Annotated in this window: 17 protein-coding genes and 1 riboswitch; of the genes, 12 read left to right on the plus strand and 5 right to left on the minus strand. The window is 69.0% G+C overall.

All coding sequences use genetic code 11. The features are described 5' to 3' along the window. From BGO22_RS13720 to dnaA, 3 genes are all read right to left on the minus strand, one after another. The coding region (locus tag BGO22_RS13720; RefSeq protein WP_286851315.1) for a DNA gyrase subunit B at positions 1-2400 on the minus strand (2400 nt) is incomplete at its 3' end. Positions 2401-2479: 79 nt separating this feature from the next. Continuing rightward, the gene (dnaN, locus tag BGO22_RS13725) at positions 2480-3586 is read right to left on the minus strand and encodes a DNA polymerase III subunit beta (protein WP_286851316.1); all 1107 of its coding nucleotides are present in this window, start codon (positions 3584-3586) and stop codon (positions 2480-2482) included. 114 nt (positions 3587-3700) lie between these two features. Next, the gene (gene dnaA / locus BGO22_RS13730) at positions 3701-5113 is read right to left on the minus strand and encodes a chromosomal replication initiator protein DnaA (RefSeq protein WP_286851318.1); all 1413 of its coding nucleotides are present in this window, start codon (positions 5111-5113) and stop codon (positions 3701-3703) included. A 215-nt stretch (positions 5114-5328) separates the two neighbouring features. On the opposite strand from dnaA, the gene rpmH reads away from it, so the two are divergent. From rpmH to BGO22_RS13765, 7 genes are all read left to right on the plus strand, one after another. Beyond that, a complete protein-coding gene (rpmH, locus tag BGO22_RS13735) occupies positions 5329-5463 on the plus strand; it encodes a 50S ribosomal protein L34 (RefSeq protein ID WP_070399696.1) in 135 nt (44 codons plus the stop codon). Between the two features lie 25 nt (positions 5464-5488). Then, complete coding sequence (locus BGO22_RS13740; RefSeq protein WP_286851330.1) at positions 5489-5890, plus strand: ribonuclease P protein component; 402 nt, start codon at positions 5489-5491, stop codon at positions 5888-5890. Further along, a complete protein-coding gene (yidD, locus tag BGO22_RS13745) occupies positions 5880-6170 on the plus strand; it encodes a membrane protein insertion efficiency factor YidD (protein WP_239478212.1) in 291 nt (96 codons plus the stop codon). The genes BGO22_RS13740 and yidD overlap by 11 nt, the downstream gene beginning before the upstream one ends. Next, a complete protein-coding gene (gene yidC, locus BGO22_RS13750) occupies positions 6167-7879 on the plus strand; it encodes a membrane protein insertase YidC (RefSeq protein ID WP_286851321.1) in 1713 nt (570 codons plus the stop codon). Before yidD ends, yidC begins: the two co-directional genes overlap by 4 nt. Positions 7880-7990: 111 nt before the next feature. Beyond that, positions 7991-9370 carry a tRNA uridine-5-carboxymethylaminomethyl(34) synthesis GTPase MnmE gene (mnmE, locus tag BGO22_RS13755; RefSeq protein ID WP_286851322.1) on the plus strand — a complete coding sequence of 460 codons (1380 nt, stop codon included), beginning with the start codon at positions 7991-7993 and terminating at the stop codon, positions 9368-9370. Positions 9371-9477: 107 nt separating this feature from the next. Continuing rightward, positions 9478-9969 carry a Crp/Fnr family transcriptional regulator gene (locus tag BGO22_RS13760; RefSeq protein ID WP_116959293.1) on the plus strand — a complete coding sequence of 164 codons (492 nt, stop codon included), beginning with the start codon at positions 9478-9480 and terminating at the stop codon, positions 9967-9969. A gap of 175 nt (positions 9970-10144) precedes the next feature. Continuing rightward, entirely contained in the window at positions 10145-10708 is a 564-nt protein-coding gene (locus BGO22_RS13765) for a hypothetical protein (protein WP_286851323.1), read from the plus strand. Between the two features lie 27 nt (positions 10709-10735). Here BGO22_RS13765 and BGO22_RS13770 read toward each other — a convergent pair whose 3' ends face one another. Beyond that, positions 10736-11281, minus strand: coding sequence for an adenine phosphoribosyltransferase (locus BGO22_RS13770; RefSeq protein ID WP_070399699.1), 546 nt, complete (start codon positions 11279-11281; stop codon positions 10736-10738). Between the two features lie 36 nt (positions 11282-11317). Between BGO22_RS13770 and BGO22_RS13775 the strand changes: the two genes are divergently transcribed. Genes BGO22_RS13775 through BGO22_RS13790 form a run of 4 tightly spaced genes read left to right on the plus strand, consistent with a single transcriptional unit; the run spans position 11318 to position 14326 of the window. After that, positions 11318-12313, plus strand: coding sequence for a KpsF/GutQ family sugar-phosphate isomerase (locus BGO22_RS13775; RefSeq protein WP_286851325.1), 996 nt, complete (start codon positions 11318-11320; stop codon positions 12311-12313). After that, positions 12313-12858, plus strand: a complete 546-nt coding sequence (locus tag BGO22_RS13780) for a KdsC family phosphatase (RefSeq protein ID WP_286851327.1) — start codon at positions 12313-12315, stop codon at positions 12856-12858. Before BGO22_RS13775 ends, BGO22_RS13780 begins: the two co-directional genes overlap by 1 nt. Next, a complete protein-coding gene (gene lptC, locus BGO22_RS13785) occupies positions 12855-13535 on the plus strand; it encodes an LPS export ABC transporter periplasmic protein LptC (RefSeq protein WP_239478211.1) in 681 nt (226 codons plus the stop codon). The genes BGO22_RS13780 and lptC overlap by 4 nt, the downstream gene beginning before the upstream one ends. Further along, positions 13532-14326, plus strand: a complete 795-nt coding sequence (locus BGO22_RS13790) for an SDR family oxidoreductase (RefSeq protein ID WP_286851328.1) — start codon at positions 13532-13534, stop codon at positions 14324-14326. Before lptC ends, BGO22_RS13790 begins: the two co-directional genes overlap by 4 nt. Before the next feature lie 64 nt (positions 14327-14390). Here BGO22_RS13790 and rbp read toward each other — a convergent pair whose 3' ends face one another. Next, positions 14391-14786: an RNA-binding regulator gene (rbp, locus tag BGO22_RS13795; RefSeq protein ID WP_070399703.1), complete on the minus strand. Its 396-nt coding sequence runs from the start codon at positions 14784-14786 to the stop codon at positions 14391-14393. Between the two features lie 217 nt (positions 14787-15003). Then, positions 15004-15079: riboswitch (SAM riboswitch) on the plus strand. Positions 15080-15138: 59 nt separating this feature from the next. On the opposite strand from rbp, the gene metX reads away from it, so the two are divergent. After that, positions 15139-15977, plus strand: an 839-nt coding sequence (metX, locus tag BGO22_RS13800) for a homoserine O-acetyltransferase MetX (RefSeq protein WP_286851329.1), incomplete at its 3' end; no start/stop codon positions are given.

Here is a 15977-nt window from a genome sequence, read left to right on the forward strand (position 1 = left end):
GCCCAGGCCCTTGTAGCGCTGGCGCGCGGTGGTGCGTTCGGCTTCGCTGATGAGCCATTGCATGGCGGTGCGGAAGTCGCTCACGCGCTCTTCCTTCTGCTTGTCGCCCTCGCCGCGCATGACCTTGGCGCCGTCGCCCAGCAGGCCGCGGAAGGTGTTGGCGGCCTCGGCCAGGGCGGCGTAGTCGGCGCCGTGCACGAAGTCTTGCGTGATGACGCTGCTCTTGATGTTGCCGTGGTGGCGGCGGCTGATGCGCAGCACGGGCTTGTCGGTGCGCTGGTCGAACTCGGCCGTCACGGTGGCGGGCACGCCGGTGGTGCTGAGCTCGCGCAGCTTGGTCTGCAGGTCCTGCGCGCTGGCGGACGCGGCCTCCATGTCGTCCAGGCCGAGGGCCACGCCGTCGGCCACGGCGCGCAGCGCCTCGGCGTCCATGAAAGCCGACAGGCGTGCGATCACGTGTTCGGCCACCTGGTGCTTGCGCGCGAGCTCTTCCAGGGTGGCGCCTTCGAGGTTGGCGTTGGACGCGCCGCCGGTCATCACCTTGGCGTCTTTCAGCGCGATGCGCAGCAGGAAGCCGTCGAGCGCGGCGGCGTCCTTCAGGTACAGCTCTTCCTTGCCGCTCTTCACCTTGTACAGCGGCGGCTGCGCGATGTAGATGTGGCCGCGCTCCACCAGCTCGGGCATCTGGCGGTAGAAGAAGGTGAGCAGCAGGGTGCGGATGTGGGCGCCGTCGACGTCGGCGTCGGTCATGATGATGATGCGGTGGTAGCGCAGCTTGGCCACATCAAAATCGTCGGCGCCGCTCTTGCCGTCGCCGGCACTGCCGGCCTTGCCGATGCCCGTGCCCAGCGCGGTGATGAGCGTGAGGATCTCGTTGGAGCTCAGCAGCTTCTCGTAGCGCGCCTTCTCCACGTTGAGGATCTTGCCGCGCAGCGGCAGGATCGCCTGGAACTTGCGGTCGCGGCCTTGCTTGGCCGAGCCGCCGGCGGAGTCGCCCTCCACGATGTAGATCTCGCACAGCGCCGGGTCTTTCTCCTGGCAGTCGGCGAGCTTGCCGGGCAGGCCCATGCCGTCGAGCACGCCCTTGCGGCGCGTCATCTCGCGCGCCTTGCGCGCGGCTTCGCGCGCTCGCGCGGCCTCGATGATCTTGCCGCAGATGATCTTGGCGTCGTTCGGCCGCTCCTGCAGGTAGTCGGTCAGCAGGCGGGCCACCACGTCTTCCACCGGGCCGCGCACCTCGCTGGAGACCAGCTTGTCCTTGGTCTGGCTGCTGAACTTGGGCTCGGGCACCTTCACGCTGAGCACGCAGCACAGGCCCTCGCGCATGTCGTCACCGCTGACCTCGACCTTGGCCTTCTTGGCCAGCTCGTTTTCTTCGATGTACTTGTTGATGACGCGCGTCATGGCCGCGCGCAGGCCGGTCAGGTGGGTGCCACCGTCGCGCTGCGGGATGTTGTTGGTGAAGCACAGCACCTGCTCGTTGTAGCCGCTGTTCCACTGCATGGCCACCTCGACACCGATGTTGGTGCCCTGGTCGCTCTGGCGGTCGCCGGTGGCGTGGAAGATGTTCGGGTGCAGGACGGTCTTGCCCTTGTTGATGAACTCGACGAAGCCCTTCACGCCACCCGCACCGGAGAAGTCGTCCTGCTTGCCGCTGCGCTCGTCGTGCAGGCGGATGCGCACGCCGTTGTTGAGGAAGCTGAGCTCGCGCAGGCGCTTGCTCAGGATCTCGTAGTGGAAGTCGTTGTTCTCTTTGAAGATCTCGGTGTCGGGCAGGAAGTGCACCTCGGTGCCGCGCTTCTCGGTGGCGCCGGTCACCTTCATGGGCGAGATCTCGATGCCGCTCTGGTCTTCCAGGATGCGGTTCTGCACGAAGCCGCGCGCGAACTCCAGCTGGTGCACCTTGCCTTCGCGGCGCACCGTCAGGCGCAGCCACTTGCTGAGCGCGTTCACGCAGCTCACGCCCACGCCGTGCAGGCCGCCCGAGACCTTGTAGCTGTTCTGGTTGAACTTGCCGCCGGCGTGCAGTTCGGTCAGCGCGATCTCGGCCGCGCTGCGCTTGGGCTCATGCTTGTCGTCCATCTTCACCCCGGTGGGGATGCCGCGGCCGTTGTCGACCACGCTGATGGAGTTGTCGGTGTGGATGGTGACGACGATGTCGTCGCAGTGGCCGGCGAGCGCTTCGTCGATGGAGTTGTCGACCACCTCGAACACCAGGTGGTGCAGGCCGGTGCCGTCGGAGGTGTCGCCGATGTACATGCCCGGGCGCTTGCGCACCGCCTCCAGGCCTTCGAGGATCTGGATCGAGCCCTCGCCGTAACCCTCGCTCGCCCCGGCCTGGTTCGGATCGATCTTGGGCTGGAAATTGGAGCTTTCGGGGCTCGTGGACTCGTCGGACATAGGAACTTTCTCGATCGCTAGAAACGCCAAACCCGCTGTTCAGCGGGTCGGGCTCGATATCGGGTCGGGAGCGCTGCGCTCAGATGCGCATGGGCATGACAACGTATTTGAAGGCGTTGTCGTCGGGGTTGGTGACGAGGGCCGAGCTGTTGCCGTCGGCCAGCTCCACACGGACCATCTCCTGGCCCATGTTCTGCAGCGCGTCGATCAGGTAGGTGACGTTGAAGCCGATTTCGATGGCGTCGCCACCGTAGTCGATGTCGAGTTCGTCGACCGCCTCTTCCTGCTCGGCGTTGCTCGAGGCCACGCGCAGCGTGCCGGGCTCGACGTTGAGGCGCACGCCCTTGAACTTCTCGCTCGTCATGATGGCGGTGCGCTGCAGGCTGGCCAGCAGCGGCGCGCGGCCCAGGGTGACGATGTTCTTGTGGTTCTTGGGGATGACGCGGTTGTAGTCGGGGAACTTGCCCTCGACCAGCTTGGTGACGAACTCCATGCCGTCGAAACTGAACTTGGCCTGGTTGGCCGCGAACTGCATCTCGATGGCACCGTCCTTGTCGGACAGCAGGCGCTGCAGCTCCAGCACGGTCTTGCGCGGCAGGATGACCTCCTGCTTGGGCACTTCCACGTCCAGCGTGGCGGAGGCGAAGGCCAGGCGGTGGCCGTCGGTGGCCACCAGGCTGAGCTGCTGGCCCTCGGCCACGAACAGGATGCCGTTGAGGTAGTAGCGGATGTCGTGCACCGCCATGGCAAAGGACACCTGGCCCAGCAGGCCCTTGAGCGTCTTCTGCGGCACGCTGAACGCGGGGCCGAAGCTGGCCGATTCCTGCACCAGCGGAAAGTCTTCGGCCGGCAGGCTTTGCAGGGTGAAGCGGCTCTTGCCGCCCTTGAGGATGAGCTTGCCCCCGGTCTGCTCCAGGCTCACGGTCTGGTCGCCCGGCATGGTGCGCAGGATGTCGATGAGCTTGCGCGCGCCCAGGGTGGTGGCGAAGCTGCCGCTGTCGCCGTCGAGCTCGGCCGTGGTGCGGATCTGGATTTCCAGGTCGCTGGTGGTGAGCTGCAACTGCGAGCCCGTCTTTCGCAGCAGCACGTTGGCCAGGATGGGCAGGGTGTGGCGCCGCTCCACGATGCCCGAGACCGACTGCAGCGCGGCCAGAACCTTGTCCTGCGAGGATTTGAAAACGATCATCTGCGGCTCTTTCGTTATTTGAAGGTGTCTCCCGGAGCGGGATCGGCGGGCCAAAACCCCCCTATTCTCGCCCTTTTTGAACGCTGTTTACCAGCGGTTGCACCTGGCGCGGGCTCAGCCTTTCAGGGTCTGCTCCAGCACATGCAGCTGCTGATTGAGTTCGGTGTTCTGCTGGCGCTCGCCGGCGATCTTGCGCACGGCGTGCAGCACGGTGGTGTGGTCTCGCCCGCCAAACAGTTCCCCGATCTCGGGCAGGCTCTTCTGGGTGAGCTCCTTGGCCAGGAACATGGCGATCTGGCGCGGCCGGGCAATGCTGGCCGGGCGCTTCTTGGAATACATGTCGGCGACCTTGATCTTGTAGAAATCGGCCACCGTCTTCTGGATGTTTTCCACGCTGATCTGCCGGTTCTGGATGGACAGCAGGTCTTTCAGGGCGTCGCGCGCCAGCTGGATGGAAATGTCCTTCTGGTTGAAGCGCGAATAGGCCAGGATCTTGCGCAGCGCGCCTTCGAGCTCGCGCACGTTGGAGCGCACGTTCTTGGCGACGAAGAAGGCCACTTCCTCGGGCATCACGGCGGCCTCGGCGGCGGCTTTGTTGATCAGGATGGCCACGCGCATTTCCAGCTCGGGCGGCTCGATGGCCACCGTCAGGCCGGAATCGAAGCGCGAGATCAGGCGCTCGGTGATGTCGGCCAGGCCCTTGGGGTAGGTGTCGCTGGTGAGCACGATGTGGCTCTTGCGGGCCAGCAGCGCCTCGAAGGCATTGAAGAACTCTTCCTGGGTGCGGTCCTTGTTGGCGAAGAACTGCACGTCGTCGATCAGCAGCAGGTCCAGCGAGTGGTAGCGGGCCTTGAACTCATCGAAGGTCTTGCGCTGATAGGCCTTAACCACATCCGAGACGAACTGCTCGGCGTGGATGTAGAGAACTTTGGCCTGGGGCCGCTCGGCCAGCAGGTGGTTGCCGATGGCGTGCACCAGGTGGGTCTTGCCCAGGCCGACCCCGCCGTAGATGAACAGGGGGTTGTACAGCTGGCCCAGGCTGCCGGCCACGTGCATGGCCGCGGCGCGTGCCATGCGGTTGGCCGAGCCCTCTACCAGCGAGCCGAAGGTGAGCGAGGGGTTGAGCCGCGTCTTGGGCGCGCTGGCGGGCTCCAGGGGGGCCACGTCGGCCATCTCGGCGAGCACGGAATCGGCTGGTGTGTCGAACACCGGGCGGTTGGCGGGCATTGTCCGAGCGGGCGCTTCGCGAGGAGCGAGCGCTAACTCAAGCGCGACGGGTGCGCCCCGAACACTTTCCAGCAAGGCGCTGATGCGGGGGGCGTACTGGGCGCGGATCCAGTCGAGCTTGAAGCGGTTGCCCACGGCCAGGACGACCTTGGAATCGTCCGGCGCGACGGTGGCGCTCAGGGGGCGGATCCAGGTGTTGAACTGCTGCTCGGGGATTTCCTGGGCCAGGCGTTCGATGCACGCCGACCACAGCGAACGGTCGTCGCGCAGCGCGGCAGAAGGGGGGGGGCCCTCGGACATTCGGGAAGACGGGAGACGGTTTGTAGTTGTGGACAAGGGGCGTGGCCCCAGGGCGCGCATTGTAGGCACGCGCGGCAGTTATCCACAAGCGCCACCGGGCGATCTCAGGGCGCCCGACGCCGCGCCGGCCGGATACAGGGCTATCCGCATTGGCTTGCCGCGAAGGGGGGTTTCTGGCGATAATTGCGGGTTTCCCCGATTTCAGAGCCCTCATCATGAAACGCACCTATCAACCCTCCAAGATCCGCCGCGCCCGCACCCACGGCTTCCTCGTGCGCATGAAGACGCGTGGCGGCCGCGCGGTCATCAACGCCCGCCGCGCCAAGGGCCGCAAGCGCCTGTCGGTCTGAGTCGGTTCAGCCTCGCCCGCCGGTGATCCAGCGGCTGCGGACCCGGCCCCAGTTCCAGGCTGTGCTGGCCAGCGCCCCGGTGGCCAAGACCCCCCATTTCGCCCTCCACCGCCTCGTTCTCGACGAGGCCGAGGCTCAGGCCGCGCTGTTTCCTGTCGCCGACCCTTGGCTCGGCGTGCTGATTCCCAAGCGCTGGGCCCGCCGGGCGGTCACCCGCAACACCATCCGCCGCCAGATCTACGCCACCGCGCCAGCGGCGGCGGGTTTGCCCGTGGCCGCGCATGTGGTGCGCCTGCGCGGGGCCTTCGATCCGAAACGCTTCATCAGCGCCCGCTCCGACGCGCTGCGCAGCGCCGTGCGCGCCGAGCTGATCAGTCTGTGGTCGCGCGCGTCCGCGCCGAACCCGCCCCGCGGCCATGTGGCGTGACCTGCCCCGCCGCGCGCTGATCGCCCTCGTGCAGGGCTATCGGCTGCTGCTCAGTCCTTGGCTGGGCAGCGGCTGCCGCTTTGAACCCACCTGCTCCGCCTACGCGCTGGACGCGCTGCGGCGCCACGGTGCGCTCACGGGCAGCCGGCTCACGCTGGGCCGGCTGGCGCGCTGCCACCCCTGGTGCGAGGGCGGCCACGACCCGGTGCCCGCCGAGCGGCCCGACGGCCTGTTCACGCGCCTGCTTCCCCGAAACCCCGAAAACAAGAACGCGTCATGAATGACATTCGTCGCTCCATCCTGTGGGTGGTGTTCGGTTTCGCCATGGTCCTCATCTGGGACAAATGGCAGATCCACAACGGCAAGCCCGCCACGTTCTTTCCCAGCAGCACGCCGCCGGCCGTGACCGCGCCCGCCCAGGGCGCGCCCGCGCCGAAGGCCGACGCGTCGCTGCCCAGCGCCTCGAGCAATCCGGCCTCGGCCGGCGCCAGCGCGGTGCCGGGCGCCGAAGCCAGCGCGCCGGCCGCGGCCACGCGCCACGAGGTCACCACCGACGTGCTGCGCCTGAGCTTCAGCAGCGAAGGCGGCGCCCTGGTGGGTGCGCAGCTGCTCAAGCACGCGCAGGCCTCCGGTGGGGCCGACCGCGACATCAAGACGCCCTTCACCCTGCTGTCGCAGACCGCCCAACGCACCTACGTGGCGCAGAGCGGCCTGGTGGGTGGCAACTTCCCCACCCACAAGACGCCGATGGTGCTGGTGGGCGGCGCGCCCACGGCCCTGGCCGACGGCCAGGATTCGCTGCAGGTGCGCTACGAATCCGCCGAGGTGGGCGGCGTGCAGCTGATCACCACCTACACGCTCAAGCGCGGCCACTACGACATCGGCGTGCAGCATGAGGTGCGCAACGTCGGCGGCGCGCCGGTCAGCCCGCAGCTCTACCGCCAGCTGGTGCGCGACGGCAGCACCGTGGAAAGCCAGACGCCCTTCTACTCGACCTTCACCGGCCCCGCCGTGTATACGACGGAGCACAAGTTCCAGAAGATCGAGTTCAAGAACGTGGCAGGCGACAAGGCCACCTACGTGAAGAACGCCACCGACGGCTACGTGGCCATGGTGCAGCACTACTTCGCCACCGCCTGGCTGCTCGACGCCGGCGTGGCGCGCGAGAACTTCGTGCGCCAGGTGGCCGACAACCTCTACTCCGTGGGCAGCCTGGCCTCGCTGCCGGCCATCGCGCCGGGTCAGTCGCAGACCGTGCAGGCGCGCCTGTTCGTGGGCCCGCAGGACGAGAAGAAGCTCGAGACCCTGGCCCCCGGCCTGGAACTGGTCAAGGACTACGGCTGGCTCACCATCCTGGCCAAGCCGCTGTACTGGCTGCTCGAGAAGATCCACGGGTTCGTGGGCAACTGGGGCTGGGCCATCGTGCTGCTGGTGGTGCTGATCAAGGCGGCGTTCTACTGGCTCAACGCCAGCGCCTACCGCAGCATGGCCAAGATGAAGGCGATCAACCCGCGCATCATGGAAATGCGCGAGCGCCTCAAGAGCAACCCGCAGCAGATGCAGCAGGAGATGATGAAGATCTACCGCGAGGAGAAGGTCAATCCCCTGGGCGGCTGCTTCCCCATCCTGATCCAGATCCCCGTGTTCATCGCGCTCTACTGGGTGCTGCTGTCCAGCGTGGAGATGCGCAACGCGCCCTGGATCGGCTGGATCCACGACCTGTCCTCGCCCGACCCGTTCTACATCCTGCCGCTGGTGATGGCCATCACCACCATGGTGCAGACGGCGCTGAATCCGCTGCCGCCCGACCCGCTGCAGGCCAAGCTGATGTGGATGATGCCGCTGGTGTTCTCGGTGATGTTCTTCTTCTTCCCGTCGGGCCTGGTGCTCTACTGGATCACGAACAACGTGCTGACGATCGCGCAGCAGGCCCACATCAACCGCCGCATGGGTGTGCCGCTGAAGTTCAACCTGCCGAAGTTCAAGTAAGCCCCTGCGCCGCTGCGCGGCTTCCCCCATGCAGGGGGACGACACTTGCGGCCCGGCGAAGCCGGTTCCGCGGTGTCCCTCGGTGAGGGGGTGGCGCACCACCGCTTTTTCATGCTCCCGCACCACGCCGATCCCATCGCCGCCATCGCCACGGCCCCCGGCCGGGGCGGCGTGGGCATCGTGCGGGTCTCGGGCAAGGGGCTGGCGCCCTTCGTGCGCGCGCTGCTCGGGCGCGACCTGAAGCCGCGCGAGGCCACCTACGGGCCCTGGCGCGGGGCCGACGGCCAGCCCATCGACCACGGGCTCTCCTTGTGGTTCCCCGCGCCCCACTCGTACACCGGCGAAGACGTGCTCGAACTGCAGGGCCATGGTGGCCCCGTGGTGCTGCAGTTGCTGCTGGCGCGTTGCCTGGAAGTGGCAGCCACCGCCCTGCCCGGCCTGCGGCTGGCGCGCGCGGGTGAGTTCACCGAGCGCGCCTTCCTCAACGACAAGCTCGATCTCGCGCAGGCCGAGGCCGTGGCCGATCTGATCGACGCCAGCACCGAGGCCGCCGCGCGCAGCGCCGCGCGTTCGCTGGACGGCGCGTTCTCGCGGCGTGTGCACACCCTGCAGGAGGCGCTCACGAATCTGCGCATGCTGGTCGAGGCGACGCTGGACTTTCCCGAGGAAGACATCGACTTCCTGCAGAAGGCCGACGCCCAGGGCCAGCTCGATCGCCTGCGCGAGGCGCTGGCCGTGCTGCGCGCCGAGGCGCGCCAGGGCGCCCTGCTGCGCGACGGCCTGCAGGTGGTAATCGCCGGCCAGCCCAATGCGGGCAAGAGCTCGTTGCTCAACGCGCTGGCGGGGGCCGAGCTGGCCATCGTCACGCCGATCGCGGGCACCACGCGCGACGTGGTGCAGCAGACCATCCAGATCGAGGGCGTGCCCCTGCACGTGACCGACACCGCCGGCCTGCGCGACAGCCCCGAGGTGGACGAGGTCGAGCGCATCGGCATCGAGCGCGCCTGGCAGCGCATCCGGGGCGCCGATGCGGTGCTGTTCCTGCACGACCTCACGCGCTGGGGCGAGCCGCGCTACCGCTACGCCGACGCCAACATCGCGCGCGGCCTGCCCGCCGGCGTGCCCGTGCTGCACGTGTGGAACAAGCTCGACCAGGCCGGCGGCGCGCCGCAGGGCACCGATGACATCGCCCTGTCCGCCAAGCGCGGCACGGGACTGGACGCGCTGCGCCAGCGCCTGCTGCGGCTCGCGGGCTGGCAGCCCGGCGGCGACGGCCTCTTCATGGCGCGCGAGCGGCACCTGGAAGCGCTCGCGCGCGTCAACGGGCACCTGGAGCAGGCCGATGCGCGCCTGCGCGAGGCCGCCGCGCAGCTCGATCTGCTCGCCGAGGAACTGCGCCTCGCGCAACAGGCGCTGGGCGAAATCACCGGCGAGTTCACGGCCGACGATCTGCTGGGCGTCATCTTTTCGCGTTTTTGCATCGGCAAATAGCTTTCCGTGCCACCGTTCACGGGTTGTGCCGCGCCGCTGGGAACCGATCTGTAAGGATGGGTTACGCCGGTGTTGCGCCGGGCGCCGCGCTGCGGTTCACTTCGCGCATGAGTGCCTCCACCGCCGCCCCCGCGCGCTTCGACATCCAGCACCTGGCGCAGGCCATGCGCCACAGCAGTGCCCTGGACGCGGTGCCCTTGAACCTGAGCGACGCGCACTGGGTGACGCTGGCCAACTACATGCAGCCGGTGGCCTTGCAGCAGGGCCAGGTGCTCATCGAACAGGGCGTGAAGGACCGCACCGTCTACTTCGTCGAGAGCGGCACCCTCACCGTGCACTACGAGGACGCGAAAGAGCGCGTGCGCATCGCCGTGGTGGGCGCGGGCTCGCTGCTGGGCGAAGGCGCCTTCTTCAGTCACCTGCCGCGCAGCGCCACCGTCAACGCGGGCAGCGACTGCCGGCTCTGGTGCCTCACGCCGCTGCGCTTTCGCGAGCTGAGCGTGCGGCACCCGCAGATCGCCCTGGAACTGACCGTGGCCATGTCGGCCGTGCTGGCGCGGCGCATGTACAACAAGCCCAAGCGCGTGGCCGTGACCTGAGGCACTCGATGGCTGCTGACCGCTCCCTGGTGTTCCGGCCCCGTACCTTCCTCGAACCCGTCGCCACGTGATCTCCACCCTCAACATGTCGTTTCTGAACTGGTTGTCGGCCCGCAAACCGTTTTCGGGCAAAGGCGCTTTCGCGCGCGCGCGCCACGCCTTTCGCGAAACCACCATGCCACTGATTTCGCCGCGGCGGGGCCGGCGCCTGCTGCGGCGCGAGCAGCTGTTCGGGGTGGTGCGCGAATCGCTCATCCGGGGTGGCGTGCTGTCCACCAGCTACTCGTTCAAGGTGCTCAACCTCGACGCCAACGGCGACACCTTCATCGCACTGGTGGACCTGGCGCTGCCGGCCCAGGCCATGCCCGACGAATTCCTGCTCGAAATCGAGCGCTGGATCCAGCAAAGCGCCAAGAGCCGGCACGTGATGGACGTGCGCGGTGTGTACTGGCGCCGCAAGGCCACGCCCGAGCAGGTGGGGCAGGCGCTGCGCGCGGCGGTGCCGGCGCAGACGCGCCGTGAGGCGCCGGACACCTCGATCCCGCGCCCCACCGTGTCCGCCAGCCGCGCGCCCGCGCAGGCCGTGAGCGAGGACGAGGTGCGCGCCTTCCGCGAGGCCATCACGTCCCTGCCCGCCGCGACCATGCGGCACCCCAAGGAGCCCCAGCTGCCCATGCCCACGCCCGAGGCGGTGAGCGACTTCGCCGCGCTCAGCGACACGCAGCACGGCAAGCTCTGAGCCGCACCGAGCGGCCCGGGTCGCCGCTCAGTGCCCGGCGAAGTCGATCAGCGTGAACAGCGCCAGGCCGCTGTCGCGCAGCTTGGCCGAGCCGCCCAGTTCCGGCAGGTCGACGATGGCCGCGCCCTCGGTCACCTCGGCGCCCAGCTTCTCCAGCAGGCGGCGGCCGGCCATCATGGTGCCGCCGGTGGCGATCAGGTCGTCGATCAGCAGCACGCGGTCGCCGGCTTTCACGGCGTCGGTGTGCAGCTCCACCGTGGCGCTGCCGTATTCCAGCTCGTAGGTCTCTTCCACCGTGTTGAAGGGCAGCTTGCCCTTCTTGCGGATGGGCACGAAGCCCACGCCCAGCTCGTAGGCCAGCACCGAGCCGATGATGAAGCCGCGCGCGTCCAGGCCCGCCACCACGGTCGGGCGCAGGGCCGGGTCCATGTAGCGGTGCACGAAGGTGTCGATGAGCACGCGAAACACCTTGGGGTCCTGCAGCAGCGGGGTGATGTCGCGAAACATCACGCCCGGGGCGGGCCAGTCGGGCACGGTGCGGATGTGCGAACGCAGGTAGGCGGCGGTGTCCATGCCGGGGATTATCGGAGACGACGCGATAATCCCTCGATGCCCGCCGCCCCCGCCGTCGACCCCGAACGCGCCCAGCGCCTCGCGCGCGACACCCTGGCCATCGAGGCCTCCGCCGTCGCGGCCCTGGCCGGGCGCGTCGACGACCGCTTCGCCGATGCCGTGCGGCGCATGTTCGCCTGCACCGGCCGCGTGGTCGTGATGGGCATGGGCAAAAGCGGGCACATCGGTCGCAAGATCGCCGCCACCCTGGCCTCCACCGGCACGCCCGCCATGTTCGTGCACCCCGCCGAGGCCAGCCATGGCGACCTGGGCATGATCACCGCCCACGACCTGGTGCTGGCGATCAGCAACAGCGGCGAGAGCGAGGAGCTCACCGCCCTCCTGCCGCTGATCAAGCGCATGGGCGTGCCGCTGGTGGCGCTCACCGGCCGCGCGGCGTCCACGCTGGGGCGCCACGCCGACGTGGTGCTCGACACCTCGGTCGATAAAGAAGCCTGCCCGCACAACCTCGCGCCCACGGCGAGCACCACGGCCCAGCTCGCGCTGGGCGACGCGCTGGCGGTCTCGCTGCTTGACGCGCGCGGCTTTCGCGCCGACGACTTCGCGCGCTCGCACCCGGGCGGCGCGCTGGGCCGCAAGCTGCTCACGCACGTGGGCGACGTGATGCGCCGAGGCGAAGCCGTGCCGCGCGTGGTGCCCGAGGCGCCGCTGATGGACCTCATGCGCGAGATCAGCGCCAAGGGCCTGGGCATGAGCGCCATCGTCGACGGCGAGCGCGCCGTCGGCGTCTTCACCGACGGCGACCTGCGCCGCCTGATCGAGCGCGCGGGCAGCGGTGCCGACCTGCGCGCGCTCAGCGCGCGCGAGGTCATGCACGCCGGACCGCGCACCGTGCGCGAGGACGCCCTGGCGGTGGAGGCCGCCGAACTCATGGAGGCGCACAGCATCACCAGCCTGCTGGTGGTGGACGAGGCCGGCCGCCTCGTCGGCGCGCTCAACAGCAACGACCTCATGCGCGCGAAGGTGATCTGATGGCGCCGGTGTTGCTGTTTTCCCCCGAGCTGCTGCTGCGCGCCCAGCCCGTGCGCGTGGCCTTCTTCGACGTCGACGGCGTGCTCACCGATGGTGGCCTGTACTTCGGCGAATCGGGCGAAACGCTCAAGCGCTTCCACACGCTCGACGGCCACGGCCTGAAGCTGCTGCAACGCCACGGCATCACGCCCGCCGTGGTCAGCGGGCGCGACGGCAAACCCCTGCGCCAGCGCCTGTCCGCGCTCGGCGTCACCCACCTGCGCCTGGGCACCGAAGACAAGGCGCCCGCCGCCGAATCCATCCTGGCCGAGCTGGGCCTGGGCTGGGAGGCCACCGCGGCCATGGGCGACGACTGGCCCGATCTGCCCCTGCTGCGTCGCGCCGCCTTGGCCGCCGCGCCACCGGCCGCGCACGACGAGGTGCGCGCGATCGCCCATCACGTCACGCGCCGCGCCGCCGGTGAGGGCGCCGCGCGCGAGTTCTGCGACCTGCTGCTCATGGCGCGTGGCGCCTACGCGGCCGAGCTCGAGGCCGCCGCCCGGTGAGCGCCGACGACGATTTTGACCTCATCCCGGGCCTGGACCGCAGCGCGCCGCCCGCGCCGCGCCGGCGCCCCGCTCCGTGGTGGGACCGGCTGTCCATCTACCTGCCCATCATGCTCATGGGCCTGCTGGCGCTGGCCTCGTACTGGTTGCTGCGCGCTACGCCCCCCGCGCCCGAGCCGCAGCCCGAGCGGCCGGTGAGCGGCGAGCCCGACTACTTCATGCGCCGCTTCTCGGTGAAGTCCTTCGACCTGGCCGGCCAGTTGCGGGCCGAGGTGGTGGGCGATGAAGCCCGCCACCATCCCGACGACGACCGGGTGGAGATCGACAACGCGCGCATCCGCAACCTGGCCGAGTCGGGCGCCGTGATGCGCGCCACCGCGCACCGCGTGACCACGAACGCCGACAACACCGTCTTCGTGCTGGAGGGCGACGCGGTGGTGGTGCGCGAAGGGGGCAAATCCCAGGCCGGCGATCCCCTGCCGCGACTGGAGTTTCGCGGCGACTTCCTGCGCGTGGAGCTCGAGCCGGTCGAGCGTGTGACCTCGGACCACCCGGTCGAGCTGCTGCGCAACGGTGACCGCATCACCGCGCAGACCCTGGACTACCGCGGCGATCAGCAGATCGCCGACTTTCGCGGGCGCGTGCGCGTCCAGCTCCTGCCCCGGACCCCGCCATGACGCCCGCCAACGCCGCTCCCCTGGTCTTCATCACCGGCGCCTCGAGCGGCATCGGCCAGGCGCTGGCCGCGCGCTTCGCCCGGGCCGGCTACCACCTCGCCCTGGTGGCGCGCCGCGCCGCCGAATTGCAGGCCTGGGCCGACGCCCAGGGATACGGGGCCGATCGTTGCCGCGTCTACGGCGCCGACGTCGCGCAGACCGACAGCATCGTGGCCGCCGGCCAGGCCTGCCTAGCGGCACAGGGCCTGCCGGACGTGGTGATCGCCAACGCCGGAATCAGCGTGGGCATGGACACCGGCGAGCGCGACGACCTGGACGTGCTGAGCCGCACCTTCGCCACCAACAACGTGGGCATGGCCGCCACCTTCCACCCCTTCGTGCGGGCCATGCGCGCGCGCGGCAGCGGGGCGCTCGTGGGCATCGCCAGCGTGGCCGCCATCCGCGGCCTGCCGGGGCACGGCGCCTACTGCGGCAGCAAAGCCGCCGTCGTGAGCTACTGCGAGAGCCTGCGCGGCGAGCTGCGCGGCAGCGGGGTGGCGGTGGTGACCCTGCTGCCCGGCTACGTGGACACGCCGCTCACGCGCGAGAACCGCTACCCCATGCCCTTTCTCATGACGCCCGAGGCCTTCGCCGAGCGCGCTTTCCAGGCCATCGCCGAGGGCGTCAGCTACCGCGTCATTCCCTGGCAGATGGGCGTGCTCGCCAAGCTGCTGCGCCTGCTGCCCAACGCCTGGTTCGACCGCGCCTTGCAGGGTCGCCCGCGCAAGCACCGCGCGGGCGAAGGGCGCTGAAAAACAAAAACCCCGCGAGGTCGTCGCGGGGTTTGCCGGTGAGCGGGGTTCGCTCGCTCGGGGATCAGTAGCCGCCGCGGCCACCGCCGCCGTCGCGACGACCACCACCGCCGTAGGGGCTGCGGAAGCCGCCGTCCTGGCCGCCACCACCGAAGCCGCCTTCGCGACGGCCGCCGCCGAAGCCGCCGCCACCGCTGCGCGGGGGACGCGGCTCCATCGGGCGCGCTTCGTTCACCACCAGGCTGCGGCCGCCGAGCGACTGGCCGTTCATGCCCTGAATGGCCGACTGCGCCTCAGCGTCGCTGCCCATCTCGACAAAGCCGAAGCCCTTGGAGCGGCCGGTCTCGCGCTCCATCATGACCTTGGCGCTGTTGACAGCACCGTAAGCCGAGAAGGCCTGTTGCAGGTCTTCGTCGCGCACCGTGTACGGCAGGTTGCCGACATAAAGTTTGTTGCCCATTCGAGGGACTCCTAAAACACAAGGTAAGAAGCGATGGAGCCCCGTCGTCCGGCACAGGAATGCAGCGCACGAAACCAACCGATCACTTGACATGCGGCCGATCTGGCGGCACGCCGAGGCATTATGCGCCGATCGTCGGAAAGTCGGTGACAAATTTCCGGAGGATGCAAGTCAAACCCCCTGCCGATGCGTGGTTACAACATGCCGGGCGCTTATACTGCCGCCCAGCGCCGATTTGATCCGGATTGCGGGCGCTCAACAAATGCCGCTAAAGGGAGCTCGGAGATGCCCGGTCTGCCTTTTGGCTCACCGGGTTTTCTGTTTCCAGGCCCTGCGCGAGCAGGGAACGAGCTTGATCGTCACCCCTGTCACCTACCGCTTCGACCAGCCGCTTGCCCTGCGCAGCGGGGCCGTGCTGCCGGCCTACGAGCTGGTGGTCGAGACCTACGGCAGCCTCAACGCCGACAAGTCCAATGCCGTGCTGGTGTGCCACGCGCTGAACGCCTCGCACCACGTCGCCGGCTGGCACGCCGACGCCAGCGGCCAGCCGCTCGCGCGCAGCGAGGGCTGGTGGAACAACATGATTGGTCCGGGTAAACCCGTAGATACCGACCGCTTTTTCGTCATCGGCGTCAACAACCTGGGCTCGTGTTTCGGCTCCACCGGGCCCACGCACACCAACCCGGCCACCGGCCAGGCCTGGGGCGCGGACTTTCCGGTGGTCACGGTGGAGGACTGGGTGGAGGCGCAGGCCCGCCTGCTCGACGCCATGGGCATCGACACCCTGGCCGCCGTGATGGGGGGCAGCCTGGGTGGCATGCAGGCACTGGCCTGGACGCTGCAGCACCCGCAGCGCGTGCGCCACGCCGTGGTGGTGGCCAGCGCGCCCAACCTCACGGCCGAGAACATCGCGTTCAACGAGGTGGCGCGCCGCGCCATCGTGACCGACCCGGATTTCCACGGCGGCCACTACCAGCGCCACGGCACCCTGCCGCGTCGTGGCCTGCGCATCGCCCGCATGATCGGCCACATCACCTACCTCAGCGACGACGTGATGAACGAGAAGTTCGGCCGTGCGTTGCGCGCCGCCGACGGCGAGGACCCGGCAGGCGTGGCCGAGTTGGCCTACCGCTACACGACCCAGGACGTGGAGTTCCAGATCGAGAGCTACCTGCGCTACCAGGGCGACAA

This window comes from Hydrogenophaga sp. 70-12 (assembly GCF_001897365.1).
In the GTDB taxonomy this organism is placed as follows: domain Bacteria; phylum Pseudomonadota; class Gammaproteobacteria; order Burkholderiales; family Burkholderiaceae_C; genus Hydrogenophaga; species Hydrogenophaga borbori.